The organism is Streptomyces sp. NPDC001108 (assembly GCF_053598535.1).
Genome location: NZ_JBSFKL010000001.1, coordinates 1,007,308 through 1,022,839, shown reverse-complemented (window position 1 = coordinate 1,022,839; position 15,532 = coordinate 1,007,308). Strand labels below are relative to the sequence as shown.

Below are 15,532 nucleotides of genomic sequence, written 5' to 3'. Positions count from 1 at the left end.
TCAGCCCTCGCCTCCCCGGAACACCGGAAGCTCCAACTCCGGTTCCGTACGCAGGAATTCCAGCCGCACCGGCATACCGATGCGGACCTTGTCGTACGGCACCCCGACGACGTTGCTCACCATCCGCACCCCTTCGGCCAGCTCGATCAGCGCGACCGCGTACGGACCGCCCCCGCCGTCCGGGGCGAAGGCGGGGAACGGCGGATGGTGCATCACCACATGGCTGTGGACGGTGCCCTCCCCGCTCGCCTCGACCGTGTCCCACTCCAGGCCGCCGCAGGCGTTGCAGCCGGGCAGCCAGGGGAAGCGCAGGGTGCCGCAGCCGACGCAGCGCTGGATCAGCAGCCGGTGCTCGGCCACGCCCTGCCAGAACCCCGCGTTGTCGCGGTTGACCACGGGCCGGGGGCGCACCGCCTTCTTCGCGGGCTCCGGTTTCGCCTTCTCCGGGGATCGCGGTTTCGCGGCGGGCGCGTACTTGAGGATGCGGAAGCGGTGCGTGCCCGCGAGTTCCCCGTCCGCCCGGACGTCCATCCGCGTGGTGACGAAGTGGCCGGTGCCCAGCTTCGTCGTCTTCCGTTCCGAGACGGCCTCGATCACCGCGTCGAAGGAGATCCGGTCCCCGGGCCGCAGCGGCCGCAGGTACTCCTGCTCGCAGTCGGTCGCGACCACCGAGGTGTACCCGGCCCCGTCGAGCAGCGCGAACAGTTCCTCGTACGCCGCCGAGCGGTCGGTGTGGCCGGAGAGGCCGCCCATCGTCCACGCCTGCAGCATCGTCGGCGGGGCGATCGCGTCCGGCCCGGTGTACGCCGGGTTCCCGTCGCCCATCGCCTCGCACCAGTGCCTGATCATCGGCGCGTTGACCGGGTCCTTCCCGGTGCCGGCGGTCGCCGCGGGCCGCCCCTCGAAGGCTTTGAGCCGCCCGTACAGCTCGTCGTTCCCCGGGCCCGCCTCGTTCCCCTCCCGCACCACCGTCACCGCCTGCCCCTCGTCATGCCGAGCCGCATCGTCGCGACGATCTCCCGCTGCACCTCGCTCACCCCGCCCCCGAAGGTGTTGATCTGCGCCGCCCGGTTCATCCGCTCCAGTTCCCCGTCCCCGAAGGCCCCGGGCGAGCCGCCCCTCAGCAGCCCGGCCTCGCCGACGATCTCCTGGCACATCCGGTACACCTCCACGGCGCTCTCGGTCCCGGCGAACTTCACCCCGCTCGCCTCGCCCGGCGCCGGTGACCCCGCCCCGACCTCCGCCACCAGACGCCAGTTGAGCAGCCGGGTCGCCGCCAGCCGGGCGTACGCCTCGGCCAGCCGGGTCCGTACCCACGGCTGGTCGGCCGGGCGCCGCCCGGTCTCCGGGTCCGGGGTACGGGCGTGGGCGAGCGCCGCCTCGTAGAAGTCCTCGGCCTGCATCCCGATCGCCGCGAGCGCCACCCGCTCGTGGTTCAGCTGGTTGGTGATCAGCCCCCAGCCCCCGTTCTCCGGCCCGACGAGATGGGTGGCGGGCACCCGGATCCCGTCGTAGTAGGTGGCGGTCGTGGTCAGCCCGCCCACGGTCTCGATCGGGGTCCAGGAGAAGCCGGGGGCGTCGGTCGGGACGAGCACGATCGAGATGCCGCGGTGCTTGGGCGCCTCGGGATCGGTGCGGCAGGCGAGCCAGATCCAGTCGGCGTTCTGGGCGTTGCTGGTGAAGATCTTCTGCCCGTCGATCACCCAGTGGCCGCTCCCGTCGGCGTCCTGTCCGCGCACCGCCCGGGTGCGCATCGAGGCGAGGTCCGTCCCGGCCTCCGGCTCGCTGTAACCGATGGCGAAGACGAGCTCGCCGCTGAGGATCCGGGGCAGGAAGTACGCCTTCTGCTCCTCGGTCCCGTACTTCATCAGCGTCGGGCCGACGGTGTTGAGGGTGACCATCGAGACGGGGGCGCCCGCCCGGTACGCCTCGTCGAAGAAGATGAACTGCTCGTCCGCGCCGCGCCCCTGGCCGCCGTACTCGACCGGCCAGCCGAGTCCGAGCATCCCGTCGGCACCGATCGCGCGCAGGACGCGCCGCTGCTCGTCGGGGTCCATCGCCCCCGGGGCCGTACCCGCACTCCTCGCGGGCATCACCTCACGGAAGTAGGCGCGGAGTTCGGCGCGCAGCCGCAGCTGGCGCTCCGTCGGGGCGAGGTGCACGGCGGCCGCCTCCCGGATCAGGGTGCTCACGGATCAGGGTTTCTGACTGTCCGTCAGATACGCGGTTCCTGTCAAGGTCACCGACGCCCGCCACCCGTCACCCCCTCCCGCCGGGGCCGGGAACGACGAACGGCCCGCGCACGGTGCCGAAGCACTCGCGCACGGGCCGTTCCACGACGTCCCGGCAGGACTCGGAAGAGGCCGCCTACCCGGCCGAACTGAGTTCCCAGAACCGGAAGACCGTCGATGTGTCCAGGCAGTTCTGGAGCCCCCGGACGTTGTCCTTGGCGACGGCGTACTGCTTGCCCTGCCAGAGCGGCAGCAGCGGCAGATCGCGGGCCACGGTGTCCTGGAGCTTGATGAACGCCGACCGGGCGCTCGACCGGTCGGTCATCGACGAGGTCTGCGGAATGATCTCCTTGGTGATGTCGCTGTTGTCGTAGTTGTTCGACAGGACGTTTCCCTCGCCGAAGAACGGCTGGGTGAAGTTGTCGGGGTCGGGATAGTCCGGCACCCAGCCCTTCACGTAGACGCCGTACTTTCCTTCGGCGATTCCCTTCTCGTACTCACCGAAGGGAACGGACCTCATATTGGCGTCGAAGAGCCCGCTGGCGTTGAGCTGATCGGCGATGGTCTGGAATTCGTCGTCGGTGGCCGGGCCGTACCGGCTGGGCGTGGACCAGAGGACCAGCCGCACCTTCTCGGTTATTCCAGCGTCCCGCAGGACCTGTTTCGCCTTCTGCGGCTGCGGCTTGTCCCCGTAGACGTTGAAGAAGGAGTTGCCGTGCCCCGTGATGCCGACCGGGACGATCGAGTACAGCGGGGTCGCCGTGGACTCGTACACCTTGCTGACCAGGGCATACCGGTCGATGAGGTAGGCGATGGCCTTGCGCACGGCGAGCTTGCCGACCACCGGGTCGTCGACGTTGAAGACCATGTGCTGGACTTCCGCGCTGCTGCCCTGGACGACGTCGAGACCGTCCTTGTCGGCGGTGGGCGAGGTGTCCAGGTCGGCTATCGTCTTGGCGGTGAGACCGCGGTACGCGATATCGACATCGCCCTTCTCCAGGGCGGACTTGAGCGCCTGCTGATTTCCCCGGTAGAGCTTCATCGTCACGCCGTCGTTCTTCATCTGGGCGGTTCCGTGATAGCCGGAGTAGACCGAGAAGTCGGCCCGCTCCTTGTCGATGGAATCCAGCTTGTACGGCCCGGACCCGACTGTCTTCCCGCTCGTGAGCAGACCGTCCTTGGGATAGACCCGGCTGTCCACGATGGAGCCGGCGCCCGAGGCGATCTTGCTGGGGAACGTGGCGTCGGGCACCTTGAGCCGGAACACGACGGTCTTGTCGTCCGGAGTGCTGATCGAGGCGATCGTGGAGAGCAGCGGCGCCGGTCCCGCCGGGTGGTTGATCTTGATGGCCCGGTCGAAGGAGTACTTGACGTCCGTCGAGGTGAGGCTGTGGCCGTTGCTGAACTTCAGACCGTCGCGCAGCGTGCAGGTGTACGTCTTGCTGCCGTCCGAGAACCCGCACTCGTCGGCGGCCTCCGGCACCGGGGTGGAGGCTCCGGGCGGGAAGCTCAGCAGCGACTGGAAGACGTTGTTGAAGAGCAGCCAGGAACCGGGGTCGTACCCCGCGGCCGGGTCCGTCGACAGGATGTCGTCGGACATCCCGACCACCATCCGGTCCTTGCCGCTCTCGAACGGCCAGATCTGGTCCTCCGAGCCACACCCCGTCAGCAGCAGCACCGCCGCCAGTCCGCCGGACATCAACGCGGCCGATCGTCTCGTACGAACCTTCACAGAACGTGCCTCATACTCTCGGCCGGAGGCGTGGGGACCCCGGACAACCGGATCAGGTCAGATCTACTGCTAACGTCGCGACCATCCAGCTCTGTCAGCCCGGCCGTACGCGGCGGTACAGGTGCACAGCCTGCCCGGACATGGTGTTCGCCAGGATTCTCTCTAGTGACGGGCTGCCAAATGACAGCTGATGAACGGCGGGATGCAGAACATGATCGGTCGCGTGGCGCTTTGACAATCTAGTAGGAGGTGGCGTGATGTCGCGCCCCCTCTTTCAACAAGACCGATCACTTCCGACCGGCTCGATCGCAGCAGATGGCTGGTATCGAACGGTCCCCGCCGCGACTTCCCTTGCCTGACGGCCCCCACACCGCTGGTCAGCGGAGACTCCTCGATCAAACGTGATATAGACCTCCCCGCCGAGGCGCCCCGGACGGCCCCCACTCCGTCCGGAATCCACCCCTCCCGCGCACCCGCCCGACCCGGCAGCACATTCCACGAAACAGCGGGCTATCAGGGCATCCGGAATCCCTTCCCGGGCCGCTTGCACAGTCAACTCACAGACTTCGCAAGGGCGTTGACGGCATCCGGTTCAGCCCTGAGCCGGGCGCATCCGCCCCCGTCGGCCACGCAGCGCACTCCACAGCGCCCCCAGCGCGAACGACTGGACCAGAGCCCCCACGACGGGTGCGACGAACAGGAACCAGGCAGACGCCCCCGTCCCCCAGACCGCTCCCGCCGCCCCCACGACCACCAGCGAGGTGGGCGCGGTGAGCAGCACGGGCCACACCCCGACCATCCCCGGATCCCCGAACAGCACGACGGCCAGCTCGAACACGAAGGCCGCGGCGACGATCCCCAGATAGACGGCCGAGGCGGCATTGCAGAAGGTCATACGGACCAGAGCACGAACGTTCATCGGTTCCCCCGAAGTTGTTGGTGCCTCCATGCTCGCGATGGCCCGAACCCCCGTCGTGAGTAGCCGTACTCACGTTCGACTCAACTCGCCCCCATGAGCAGATCAGAGACACATCGCCAGGAGGAACCAGTGCCCCACCCGCAACCACTGACCCCCGAGGAGAAGCTCGCCGACGCGAAGAGGCTGCTGAGCCTCCCGCGTATCGTCGCGATCTGCGGCTCCACCCGTTTCATGACCGAGATGGCCGAGGCCGATCTACGGGAGACCGCAGCGGGAAGGATCGTCGTCAGACCGGGCTGCGACATGAAGTCGCCGCACGCGCTCTGGTCCGATCCCGCCGAGGCCGAGGCCGAGGCGTTGAAGGTGCGACTCGATGCTCTGCACCGGGCCAAGATCCGGCTCGCTGATGAGGTGCTCGTGGTCGGCGACTACATCGGAGACAGCACCCGGGCCGAAATCGCCTACGCCCGGTCCCTGGGCAAGCCCGTGCGTTTCACCCACCCCGAAGTCGACCCCGCCACCTGACCGGCCGGCCCCGCCCCGGTCATGCCCCTCCCCGCGATGTTCGAGACCGATCGGAAGGGGCCGGCCGCAGCGATGCGGGGAAGAACCACGGGAGGCTCACCGCCGCGTGGCCCACGCCTGGCCCACACGCACTGGTCGGGGTCGAGATGCGGGCCAGTAAGGGCGAGACGGCCTGAACGCAGAGGGCGGGCCCCGGAACCCGGGGCCCGCCCTCTGTACTGTTACTTCTCCGAGCTGCGGCGGTGGGTGTGGGATTTGAACCCACGGTGACATCGCTGCCACGACGGTTTTCAAGACCGTTCCCTTAGGCCGCTCGGGCAACCCACCCCTCCCCACCCATGGCGGGGGCCTACAGCCTACCGGCTGATCGAATGCGGCGGGGCATCACGGTCGGCCGGTCATCAGCTGTCGCCGCTGCGCTCTCCCAGGGTCACCTGGGCCGTTTCCGTGCGGCCGTCCCGCTTGTAGGTGAGGGTCACGCGGTCGCCGGGCTTGTGGGTCCAGATCTCGCCGATCAGGGTCGGGCCGCTGTCGATCACGGTGTCGTTGAACTTCGTGATGACGTCGCCCGCCTTGAGGCCGGCCCGGTCCGCGGGGCCGTCCTTCGCCACGGCCTCCGTGCCGCCCGCGCCCCGGTCGGAGATGACCGCGCCGCCGGTCTTCTCGGTCATGGTGACCGTGGCGCCGATCACCGGATAGACCGGCTTGCCGGTCTTGATCAGCTGCTGGGCGACGTTGGTCGCCTGGTTGATCGGGATCGCGAAGCCGAGGCCGATGGAGCCGGCCTGGCTCTGGCCCATGCTGCTGCCGGTCGACTGGATGGCCGAGTTGATCCCGATCACCGCTCCGCGCGCGTCGAGCAGCGGACCGCCGGAGTTGCCCGGGTTGATCGAGGCGTCGGTCTGGAGGGCGCTCATGTACGAGTTGCTGCCGCCGGAGGCGTCGCCCGAGGCGACCGGGCGGTTCTTCGCGCTGATGATGCCCGTGGTGACCGTGTTGGACAGACCGAACGGGGCCCCGATCGCGATCGTGGAATCACCCACCGCGACCTGGTCCGAATTGCCGAGGGACAGCGGGGCGAGGCCCGACGGCGGATTCTTGAGCTTCAGGACGGCCACGTCGTACCCCTGGGCCCGGCCGACCACTTCGGCGTCGTACTTCTTGCCGTCCGAGAACGTCGCCGTGAGCTGGCCGCTGTCCGCGGCGGAGGCCACCACATGGTTGTTGGTGAGGATGTGGCCTTCCTTGTCGTACACGAAGCCGGTGCCCGTGCCGCCCTCGCCGTCGCCGCTCTGGGCATCGATGGTGACCACGCTGGGCAGCGCCTTGGCCGCCACCCCGGCGACCGTGCCGGGATCGCGCTTCAGGCTCTGCGGGTTGGACGAGGCCGCGACCGTCGTCGAACCGGATTCGCCGTTGCGGTCGGCCGCCCAGAAGCCGAGGGCGCCGCCGATGCCACCGGCGACCAGCGCCGCGACCACCACCGCCGCGACCAGGCCGCCCGACCCGCGCCGCTTGCGCGGGGCTTCCGGACCGTACGGCTGGGACGGGGCGCCCCAGACCTGGCCGCCGCCCCCGGCACCACCGGCACCGGCACCGCCCGCACCGGCGGAGGCGTACGCGGGGACGGCGGGCGGCGGCCAGTTCGCCTCGGCGGCCGACAGGGGAGTGTGCGGCGCCTGGGGCGCGGGAGGCATCTGCGGCGGCGCCGCCGGGGCGGGCGGGGTGTCCGGCGTCGCCGCGGCGGAGGCGGGCGGAGCGTCGTGCGCCGCCGGGGCGGCGGCCGGTCCGGTCCCGGCCGGTCCCTGAGGAGCTTCGGCCGGCACGGGAGGTGCGGACGGAACGGCCTCGGCCGCAGTGCCCTCGTTGCCCTCGTTCTCTGTGCTCACAGCTCTTTACTCCTCGGGTTCCACATCAAAGTTCGGCAAGAGATCCGCTGTGTAGGTGTCCGGTAACAGCTTTTCCCACGACACGTCAGGCCACTGTAAACAGGACCTGTGCATCCGCACACCAACCTTTACATCGGGCAAAACGCACACTGGGCGCATGACGCACCACGACCACGCGCGCCCCGCGTACCCCCGCGTGCCCCGCCCGCACCGCGGAGCGCCCCCGTCCGCCGTCCGGGGTGCGTACGGCGGCCTCCGCTCGGTGACACCATGACGCGGTGACCCACGCACGGCAGCAATCCACCCACCAGTCCATCCAGGTGATCGCCCATCGGGGCGCCTCCGACGACGCCCCCGAGCACACCCTGGCCGCGTACCGGAAGGCGATCGAGGACGGCGCCGACGCCCTGGAGTGCGATGTACGGCTCACCGCCGACGGCCACCTCGTATGCGTGCACGACCGACGGGTGAACCGTACGTCCAACGGGCGCGGCGCCGTCTCCGCGCTGGAACTCGCCGAGCTGGCCGCCCTCGACTTCGGGTCCTGGAAGGCCCGCGAGGAGTCGGGGTCCCCGGTCGAGGAGTCCCCGGACTGGGATCCGGTGCCGGGGGAGCTCACCTCCGTACTCACCCTCGAACGGCTGCTCGAACTCGTCGTCGAGACCCGGGCCGCCGGACGCCCGCTCCAGCTCGCCGTCGAGACCAAGCACCCCACCCGCTGGGCGGGGCAGGTGGAAGAGCGGCTGCTGCACCTGCTGAAACGGTTCGGTCTCGACGCCCCGCCGGCCGAGGGGCCCTCCCCGGTGCGCGTGATGAGCTTCTCGGCCCGCTCGCTGCACCGCGTCCAGGCCGCGGCCCCCACCCTGCCCACCGTGTACCTGATGCAGTTCGTCTCGCCCCGCATGCGCGACGGACGGCTGCCCGCCGGGGCCCGGATCGCCGGACCGGGGGTACGGATCGTGCGCAACCACCCCGGCTACGTCGAGCGGCTGCACCGCGCGGGGCACCGGGTGCACGTCTGGACGGTGAACGAGCCGGAGGACGTCGAGCTCTGCGTCGGCCTGGGTGTCGACGCAATCATCACGAACCGCCCGAAACAGGTCTTGTCACAACTGGGGCGCTCTTAGCGTCAGTTACACGGAGTGCACCGGCGCATTCGAACGGTATTCGATCGTTACGAGTGCGTCACCGGCCGTCCATCGGCCGGTTTCCGGTCCAGCTCAGGGGGGCATCCACACCGTGGCGTGGGGCAAAGGAGGTCTCGGGGGTGGCGTTGGTGGTGGCACAGAAGGTGCCCACGTCGTCGAGCATGGCCGTACCCCATGGCCCTGCGGGCGTGGGCCAGGCGCGGCACCGGATGCGCGAGCAGTTGCGCAGTCACGGGGTGTCGGATTCGGTCGTCGACGATGCAGTACTGATTCTTTCCGAACTCCTCAGCAACGCCTGCCGGCACGGCAGGCCGCTGGGGCGGCACGCAGAAGTGGGGGACGGCGACGTCCGCGCCGCATGGCATGTGGACCGGACCGGAGGGCTGACCGTCGAGGTGACGGACGGCGGCGGACCGACGCGTCCCGTTCCGTCCACACCGTCGGTGACGGCGCGCGGCGGGCGGGGACTCAACATCATCAGCGCGCTCGCCGAGGAGTGGGGCGTACGTGACAGTTCGTCCGGCGAGGTGACCGTCTGGGTGCTGGTCAACGAGGGGAACGGGCGGTCGTCCGGGCTGCGGGGCGGCCCGGCCGCGCCGATCTCCCCGGGGCCCGGCATGTCGCTCGACGGGCTGGGCTTCCCGGACCTCCTCGACGACGTGGGCTGACCCTCCGACGCCCACGGGGACACCCCCACAAGGAGCTGGGCGCCGCCCACGCCGGTGCGGCTCCCGTACGGCGGGCGGCACCCGTGCCCGTACACGGCTACGGGCACGGGTACGGGCGGGCAATGCGGCTACGGGCACGGCGGGCGGCGCCCTCACCGACCCGGGAGGCGCCGGTGCGGGGTGCGGCGCACACGGGAACGGGCGCCTGTGTTCGGTATCCGCCGGGGGCGGCTAGGCTCGCGGCCCAGACCGCACTGTCGCACTCGGGAGAAAGCCCACCATGGCCAAGAAGCGCCCTCAGTCCAAGGCCGGGAAGCCGCAGCTCAAGGACGGCGAGATCCCGGTGGTCGGGGCCCGCGAGCCCTGCCCTTGCGGTTCGGGCCGCCGCTACAAGGCCTGTCACGGCCGCGCCGCCGCCCAGGCCGTGACCGAGCTCGTCCACCGCCCCTTCGAAGGGCTGTCCGGCGAGTGCGACTGGGTCGCGCTGCGCGAGCTGGTGCCCGCCGCGACGGTCGAGCTGACCCTCAAGGACGGGCTGCCCGAGGGCGTTCCCTCGGTGTCGCTCGCGACCGTCCTTCCGATGGCCTGGCCCGCGCTGCGCCGCGACGACGGCTCGGTGCTGCTCGCCCTGCAGAACGACACCCCCTCCGGTGACCTCAGCCGGGACCTCGCGGACACGCTGCGCCAGGCGCTGGACGCCGAGCCCGGTTCGCCGGTGACGGCGCGTCGCGCCCCGGCCGACGGCCCTCGGCTCCAGGACCTGCTCGACCCGGGCGCGGCGTTCGAGCCCGTCGTCCACAGCGGGTTCGAGTTCTGGGTCCCGGACGCGGAGAACGCCGCTCCCGAGGTGAGTGCCTCCCTGGAACGGGCGAACGAGGCGGCGATCCCCACGACCCGGCTCGCCGGGGTGGACGCCGCGTACTGGTGCGAGACGCCGGAGAAGAACCACCTGCGCTGGGTCATGCCGCACGCCGAGGAGCGGCTGCTCGACGCGCTGGCCCGGCTGCACGCCGCCGGGACCTCCTCGCTGGGCGAGGGAACCAGGCTGGTCGGCTCCTTCCGGGCGCACGGTCTGATGGTCCCGGTCTGGGATCTGCCGAGCTCGATGGGGGCCGAGGAGTGCGAGAAGCCCGCGGCCGAGTTCGCCGAGCGGCTGGCCGGTGCGCTCGCCTCGGACGCGCCGCTCAACGCCGAGGAACGCCGGGCCCGCGGCGGGCTCACCAACCGCCAGGTGACCCTGAACTGACGGCGGTGGCCCCCGGCGCCACCGGGGGCCACCGAGTGACTCGCGTCACAAAGACCCGTACCCACAGGTAAATCCCTGTCCGAATACGCGAGATCGAATTTGCGAACGGCAGATCTCTTGTTACCGTTCTAGAAGCCCGGTCGCTGGTGCATCCCCCGTCGCCAGCGATCGGGCATCCTCATTTCCGGGTACGGCGCACAGCGCGCGATGCCGGAGCGCGGGCCCGCGTGCAATCCCTTCCCGCGCCCCCCGAACGCCCTTCGGGCTCTGCGATCATCGCCCGCCACATCCCGGACCGACGCCGCCCCGGCCTCTTCGCCCTCGCCCGCCGGATGTCCGGCAGCAGCCTCCGCTTTCCCCCAACACCCCTGCCGTCCAGGGACGATGCCCGCGCGGCGTACACCGGCCACCCCGACCCGGCTGCCGCCCGGACAGCGGATGGTAGACGTCGAATATCGGACGACGGGTATTCGGCGACAGAGAGACAAGAGCAGGTACCCGTACCCCGGAGGGGCTTCCACAATCCGGCCCGAGCCCCTTTCCTCACCCGGAATACTCGAATGATCATTCGATCAAATCCAGGTGGCGCATTGCGGGATGATCTACGGAAAGCCCATCAGACGCACTTCCGAAGCCGGTCTTTGCAGCGGCAGACTTTGCGCAGTGCGTTCGAGGCCGGGATTCACCGGGGATTCGACCGGGATTCGAGCCCGAGCCATGATTCCGGGCGCTCCCCGGCCAAACTTCCCGTCGCATCCCGGCCGGACTTCCCCGTCGCGCCCCCGGTCGGGAAGTCCGCCCGGAGACACCGCCGGGCGAGGTCTCCGGCCGGAGACATTGAGCGCGTATCCGGGCCGGGAAACGGAACGCGGGGCGGCCGTCAGTACGCGAGTCTGCTGCCGCCGTCGGGCGCTTCGGTGCTCGCCTCGACCAGCGCGTCCAGCACCGTCCCGACGTCCGGCAGCCACGGGGCGACGGCGGCCGCGCCCCCCTGCGCACCCCGGCCCCGTACCCGCGGCGACCGGGTGCGGGGGACGGGGGGCCGCTCCCAGCGGACCTCCCCCGCGCCGACCGCGGACGGCGGCAGGACGATGTATCCGCCCTCGCCGTGGAACCGCAGCGAACTGGGCACCCAGTCCTGGGCGTACAGCAGTTCCCCCAGCCGTTCGAGGTCGTACGGGGCGACCAGGATCGACCACCGCGTCGGCGTCGCCACCACGGGACCGAGCCGGACGCCCATCCGGTCGAGCGCGGCCAGCGCCCGGACGGCGGCCGCGGCCGGCAGGCTCAGCGCGCACGGGGCGCGCCCGCCGGTGGCCAGGACGATCGGGGCACCCGGCCGGTTCGTCCACCACCAGCGCACCATCCGCTCGTCGGTGGTCGCCGCGAGGAGGCCGGGGTCGAAGGGGTGCGCGCCGGGCACGGCGCACTCGGGGTCGGGGCAGCCGCAGCCGCCGCCCGCTCGCGGCCCCACTCCGGGCAGTACGGGCCACCGCCATGCGGTGGCGCAGGTCAGGGCCGCGTCGAGCGGGGCGGACCTTCCCCCGCGCCGGGGCCTGCGTCGCCTTCCGAGGATCTCGCGCATGAGCGCTCGTTCCTTTCCGTTGAACGCCGAGGGTCCACATCACACCACGTGCGCATTGCTGTACGTATGCCGTGCTTCACTGTGCGTACATGCTCTTCGGGTCTGCGGTACAGGTGGTACGTCGATACCGAGCATGGGCCGAGCAGGTGCGGGACGGGCCCGGACGGGCGGTCCGGACACGCATGGCGAGGAGCGGCGCATCTGTCGCGCCCGCGGTCCAAAGTGCGAACCCCGCCACTCGGGGGTGGGGGCGTGGCCGTCATCAGAGAGGACGCCCGAGCCGCCTGCCGGGTTCCGGGGCGATCGGAACTGCCCCTGGCCTTCGTCGATTACGTACCCAGCATGCCCGAAATGACGCTCTCTCCGGGACTTCACCCGAGTAACACCTCTTGGTCGAGCACGCCCAGTCGACCGCAATTGACGGCCGTAAGCTGCAATTTTTAGCCAACTTGACGATCCCTTGGACACCATATTTCCCGTGGGGACAATGCTGGACATCGCCTTACATGTACGTGTACATGTGGTGCTGCGTGTCCATCTGGACCCGCAGATAGCGGCGCAGAATGACATGGGGGTTTGCGATGCTATTCCATAGAAAGAGCTGGTCGGAAAGCCGGAAGCCATGAGTGCCCCGCACCTTCCGAAAGTGGCTGGAATCGATCCTGATGTTTCGGTTTCAGCGCACACTGCCGGGCCCCTGCCCGACGTTCCGCCCGCTCCGGGCACCTTCCTCCAGGACCGGCTCGCCGGCTGGATCTCCGATCTCACCGCGCTGCACGAACTCACCGAGCGGCTGGCCGGGACCGCCGCCCTCGACGACGCCCTGCACGAACTGCTCGGTGCCGGGGCCACCCTGGTCGGGGCCCGCCGCGGCCTGGTCGTCCTCGAACCCTCCGACCGCCGCGGCCCGGTCCGCACCGTCGGCCTCGGGCTCAGCCACGCCGAGCTCGGGCTGATCGAGACGGTGCCGCGCGCCGCCACCTCGTACGGCCGCATCCTGGAGGGGTTCCCGGACACGGAGGCCGCGCCGGCCACCCCCGATCTGCTCGGCGACACCGGACTCGACCCCCGCCGCCGCGAGGTCGCCGCGCTGCTCGGCTACGCCGCGAGCTATGCCGTACCGCTCACCACCGGGACGACCGGTCCGCTCGGTGCGGCGGTCTGGCTGTACGACGAACCCGCAGAACCGCTGGAGCGGCGCCGCCATCTCGTCGGCCTCTACGCCCGGTACGCCGGTGAGCACCTGGCCCGGCTGGTGGAGCTGGAGCGGGCCCGGGCGGACGTCGCCACCGTCACCGAGGAGCTGCTGCCCAGCAGGCTCCCCCGGGTCCCGGGCGTGCAGCTGGCGGCCCGGCACCACCGCGGACCGCAGGGCGGCGGCGACTGGTACGACGCGCTGGCGCTGCCGGAGGGCGCGCTCGGTCTCGCCGTGGGCTCGGTGGAGGGCTCCGGGCCGGGCGCGCTGGCCGCCATGGGCCGGCTGCGGGCCGGGCTGCGGGCGTACGCGGTGATGGAGGGCGAGGACCCGGTCGCCGTCCTCTCCGATCTGGAGCTGCTGCTCCGGCTCACCGAGCCGGCCCGGACCGCGACCGCGCTGTTCGCCCACTGCGAACCGGCCGGGCGCCGGATCCTGCTGGCGGGCGCGGGCCACACCCCGCCCCTGGTGATCGGCGAGCGGCGCACCGAGTTCGTCGAGACCTCGGTCTCCGCGCCGCTGGGCATGCTGGCCTGCTGGGAGGCGCCCAGTGTGGAGATCGCCCCGGCACGAGGAGAAACCGTCCTGCTCTGCACCGACGGGCTGCTGCGCCGCACCGGCGAGCCGACGGACCGGGCCTTCGCCCGGCTCCACGCGGCGGCCGCGTCCGTGCCGGGGGCGGTGCGCCACGACGCCGGGGCCGTCGCCGACCACGTCCTGCACGCCATGCTGCCGGACGGTCTCGACCGCGGCGACGCCACTCAGGACGTGGTCGTCCTGGCCGCCCGTTTCGACTGACCGGCGGTTCGGTAGCGGGGTGTTCGCGTAACAGGTCCTCCGGCCCTGTGCCCCCTATGCGCACGCCCGTACGATGGACGGGGTCCAGTGTCGTATCAAGGAGAGACAAATCGTGGCTGAGGAGCTCACCCCGGAGAACCCGGAGACCGAGGAAGAAGAAACGGTCAAGCAGCGGAAGAACGGCCTGTACCCGGGCGTCTCCGACGAACTCGCCGCGAACATGAAGTCGGGTTGGGCCGACACCGAGCTGCACGGGCTCGAACCGATCGCCCAGGCCGCGCACACGGCCGAGCGCCGCGCCGCGCTGTCCGCGCGGTTCCCCGGTGAGCGGCTGGTCATCCCGGCGGGCAACCTGAAGACCCGCTCCAATGACACCGAGTACGCCTTCCGCGCCTCCACCGAGTACGCGTACCTGACCGGCGACCAGACCCAGGACGGCGTCCTCGTCCTGGAGCCGACCGCCGACGGCCACGAGGCCACCATCCACCTGCTGCCGCGCTCCAACCGCGAGAACGGCGAGTTCTGGCTCGACGGCCAGGGCGAGCTGTGGGTCGGCCGCCGTCACTCGCTGACCGAGGCCGAGCAGCTGCTGGGCATCCCGGCGAAGGACGTCCGCGAGCTGCCCGCCGCGCTGGCCGAGGCCACCGGCCCGGTCCGCAACGTGCGCGGCCACGACGCCGGGATCGAGGCCGCGCTGACCGACAAGGTCACCGCGGAGCGCGACGAGGAGCTGCGCGTCTACCTCTCCGAGGCCCGGCTGGTGAAGGACGCCTTCGAGATCGCCGAGCTGGAGAAGGCCTGCGACGCCACCGCGCGCGGCTTCGAGGACGTCGTGAAGGTCCTGGACAAGGCCGAGGCGACGAGCGAGCGCTACATCGAGGGCACCTTCTTCCTGCGCGCCCGCATCGAGGGCAACGACATCGGCTACGGCTCGATCTGCGCGGCCGGTCCGCACGCCACCACCCTGCACTGGGTGCGCAACGACGGCCCGGTGCGCTCCGGCGACCTGCTGCTGCTCGACGCCGGCGTGGAGACCAACGACCTCTACACCGCCGACGTGACCCGCACCCTCCCGATCAACGGCACGTTCACCCCGCTCCAGCGGAAGATCTACGACGCGGTGTACGAGGCCCAGGAGGCGGGCATCGCCGCCGTGAAGCCCGGCGCCGACTACCGCGACTTCCACGACGCCGCGCAGCGGGTCCTCACCGAGAAGCTCGTCGAGTGGGGGCTGCTGGGCGACCTCTCCGTGGAGAAGGTCCTGGAGCTGGGCCTCCAGCGCCGCTGGACGCTGCACGGCACCGGCCACATGCTCGGCATGGACGTCCACGACTGCGCCGCCGCGCGCACCGAGACGTACGTCAACGGCACGCTGGAGCCGGGCGTCTGCCTGACGGTCGAGCCCGGTCTGTACTTCCAGGCCGACGACCTGACCGTGCCCGAGGAGTACCGGGGCATCGGCGTCCGGATCGAGGACGACATCCTCGTCACCGAGGACGGCAACCGGAACCTCTCCGCCAAGCTGCCGCGCCGGGCCGACGAGGTCGAGGCGTGGATGGCCTCGCTCAAGGGCTGACCCCGGAACGACCCGCCGGA

13 protein-coding genes and 1 tRNA gene are annotated in these 15,532 nt (G+C 70.9%); 6 read left to right on the top strand and 8 right to left on the bottom strand.

Annotation, left to right across the window (positions count from 1 at the left end):
* The 4 genes from ACWC97_RS04595 to ACWC97_RS04580 all read right to left on the bottom strand — a co-directional run bounded on the left by ACWC97_RS04595 (position 1) and on the right by ACWC97_RS04580 (position 4,882).
* Complete coding sequence (locus ACWC97_RS04595; protein WP_450647386.1) at positions 1-975, bottom strand: bifunctional MaoC family dehydratase N-terminal/OB-fold nucleic acid binding domain-containing protein; 975 nt, start codon at positions 973-975, stop codon at positions 1-3.
* Positions 972-2,162 carry an acyl-CoA dehydrogenase family protein gene (locus ACWC97_RS04590; protein ID WP_450647472.1) on the bottom strand — a complete coding sequence of 397 codons (1,191 nt, stop codon included), beginning with the start codon at positions 2,160-2,162 and terminating at the stop codon, positions 972-974. The genes ACWC97_RS04595 and ACWC97_RS04590 overlap by 4 nt, the downstream gene beginning before the upstream one ends.
* 205 nt (positions 2,163-2,367) lie before the next feature.
* Positions 2,368-3,963: an ABC transporter substrate-binding protein gene (locus ACWC97_RS04585; RefSeq protein ID WP_450647384.1), complete on the bottom strand. Its 1,596-nt coding sequence runs from the start codon at positions 3,961-3,963 to the stop codon at positions 2,368-2,370.
* Between the two features lie 592 nt (positions 3,964-4,555).
* Positions 4,556-4,882 (bottom strand): SCO4225 family membrane protein, encoded by a 327-nt coding sequence (locus ACWC97_RS04580; protein WP_352273973.1) that lies wholly within the window; start codon positions 4,880-4,882, stop codon positions 4,556-4,558.
* Positions 4,883-4,975: 93 nt separating this feature from the next.
* Here ACWC97_RS04580 and ACWC97_RS04575 point away from each other — a divergent pair, with 93 nt between their 5' ends.
* The gene (locus tag ACWC97_RS04575) at positions 4,976-5,407 is read left to right on the top strand and encodes a hypothetical protein (RefSeq protein ID WP_450647382.1); all 432 of its coding nucleotides are present in this window, start codon (positions 4,976-4,978) and stop codon (positions 5,405-5,407) included.
* A gap of 240 nt (positions 5,408-5,647) precedes the next feature.
* Here the strand turns inward: ACWC97_RS04575 and ACWC97_RS04570 are convergent.
* Together ACWC97_RS04570 and ACWC97_RS04565 are read right to left on the bottom strand one after the other, a co-directional pair.
* Positions 5,648-5,734: transfer RNA gene (locus tag ACWC97_RS04570), tRNA-Ser, on the bottom strand.
* 74 nt (positions 5,735-5,808) lie between these two features.
* Entirely contained in the window at positions 5,809-7,296 is a 1,488-nt protein-coding gene (locus ACWC97_RS04565) for a S1C family serine protease (RefSeq protein ID WP_450647380.1), read from the bottom strand.
* A 278-nt stretch (positions 7,297-7,574) separates the two neighbouring features.
* Here ACWC97_RS04565 and ACWC97_RS04560 point away from each other — a divergent pair, with 278 nt between their 5' ends.
* The gene (locus ACWC97_RS04560; protein WP_385202575.1) at positions 7,575-8,423 is read left to right on the top strand and encodes a glycerophosphodiester phosphodiesterase; all 849 of its coding nucleotides are present in this window, start codon (positions 7,575-7,577) and stop codon (positions 8,421-8,423) included.
* A gap of 58 nt (positions 8,424-8,481) precedes the next feature.
* Here ACWC97_RS04560 and ACWC97_RS04555 read toward each other — a convergent pair whose 3' ends face one another.
* Positions 8,482-8,607 carry a hypothetical protein gene (locus tag ACWC97_RS04555; RefSeq protein ID WP_352274241.1) on the bottom strand — a complete coding sequence of 42 codons (126 nt, stop codon included), beginning with the start codon at positions 8,605-8,607 and terminating at the stop codon, positions 8,482-8,484.
* Here ACWC97_RS04555 and ACWC97_RS04550 point away from each other — a divergent pair.
* The gene (locus ACWC97_RS04550) at positions 8,564-9,112 is read left to right on the top strand and encodes an ATP-binding protein (RefSeq protein ID WP_450647378.1); all 549 of its coding nucleotides are present in this window, start codon (positions 8,564-8,566) and stop codon (positions 9,110-9,112) included. The two genes, ACWC97_RS04555 and ACWC97_RS04550, sit on opposite strands and share 44 nt — an antisense overlap.
* Before the next feature lie 280 nt (positions 9,113-9,392).
* Positions 9,393-10,358 carry a DUF5926 family protein gene (locus ACWC97_RS04545; RefSeq protein ID WP_352273978.1) on the top strand — a complete coding sequence of 322 codons (966 nt, stop codon included), beginning with the start codon at positions 9,393-9,395 and terminating at the stop codon, positions 10,356-10,358.
* Positions 10,359-11,238: 880 nt separating this feature from the next.
* Here ACWC97_RS04545 and ACWC97_RS04540 read toward each other — a convergent pair.
* Positions 11,239-11,943 carry a bifunctional DNA primase/polymerase gene (locus ACWC97_RS04540; RefSeq protein ID WP_450647376.1) on the bottom strand — a complete coding sequence of 235 codons (705 nt, stop codon included), beginning with the start codon at positions 11,941-11,943 and terminating at the stop codon, positions 11,239-11,241.
* Positions 11,944-12,589: 646 nt separating this feature from the next.
* Here ACWC97_RS04540 and ACWC97_RS04535 point away from each other — a divergent pair.
* Together ACWC97_RS04535 and ACWC97_RS04530 are read left to right on the top strand one after the other, a co-directional pair.
* Complete coding sequence (locus ACWC97_RS04535) at positions 12,590-13,936, top strand: PP2C family protein-serine/threonine phosphatase (protein ID WP_352273980.1); 1,347 nt, start codon at positions 12,590-12,592, stop codon at positions 13,934-13,936.
* Positions 13,937-14,048: 112 nt separating this feature from the next.
* Complete coding sequence (locus ACWC97_RS04530; RefSeq protein WP_450647374.1) at positions 14,049-15,512, top strand: aminopeptidase P family protein; 1,464 nt, start codon at positions 14,049-14,051, stop codon at positions 15,510-15,512.
* Positions 15,513-15,532 lie beyond the last annotated feature (20 nt).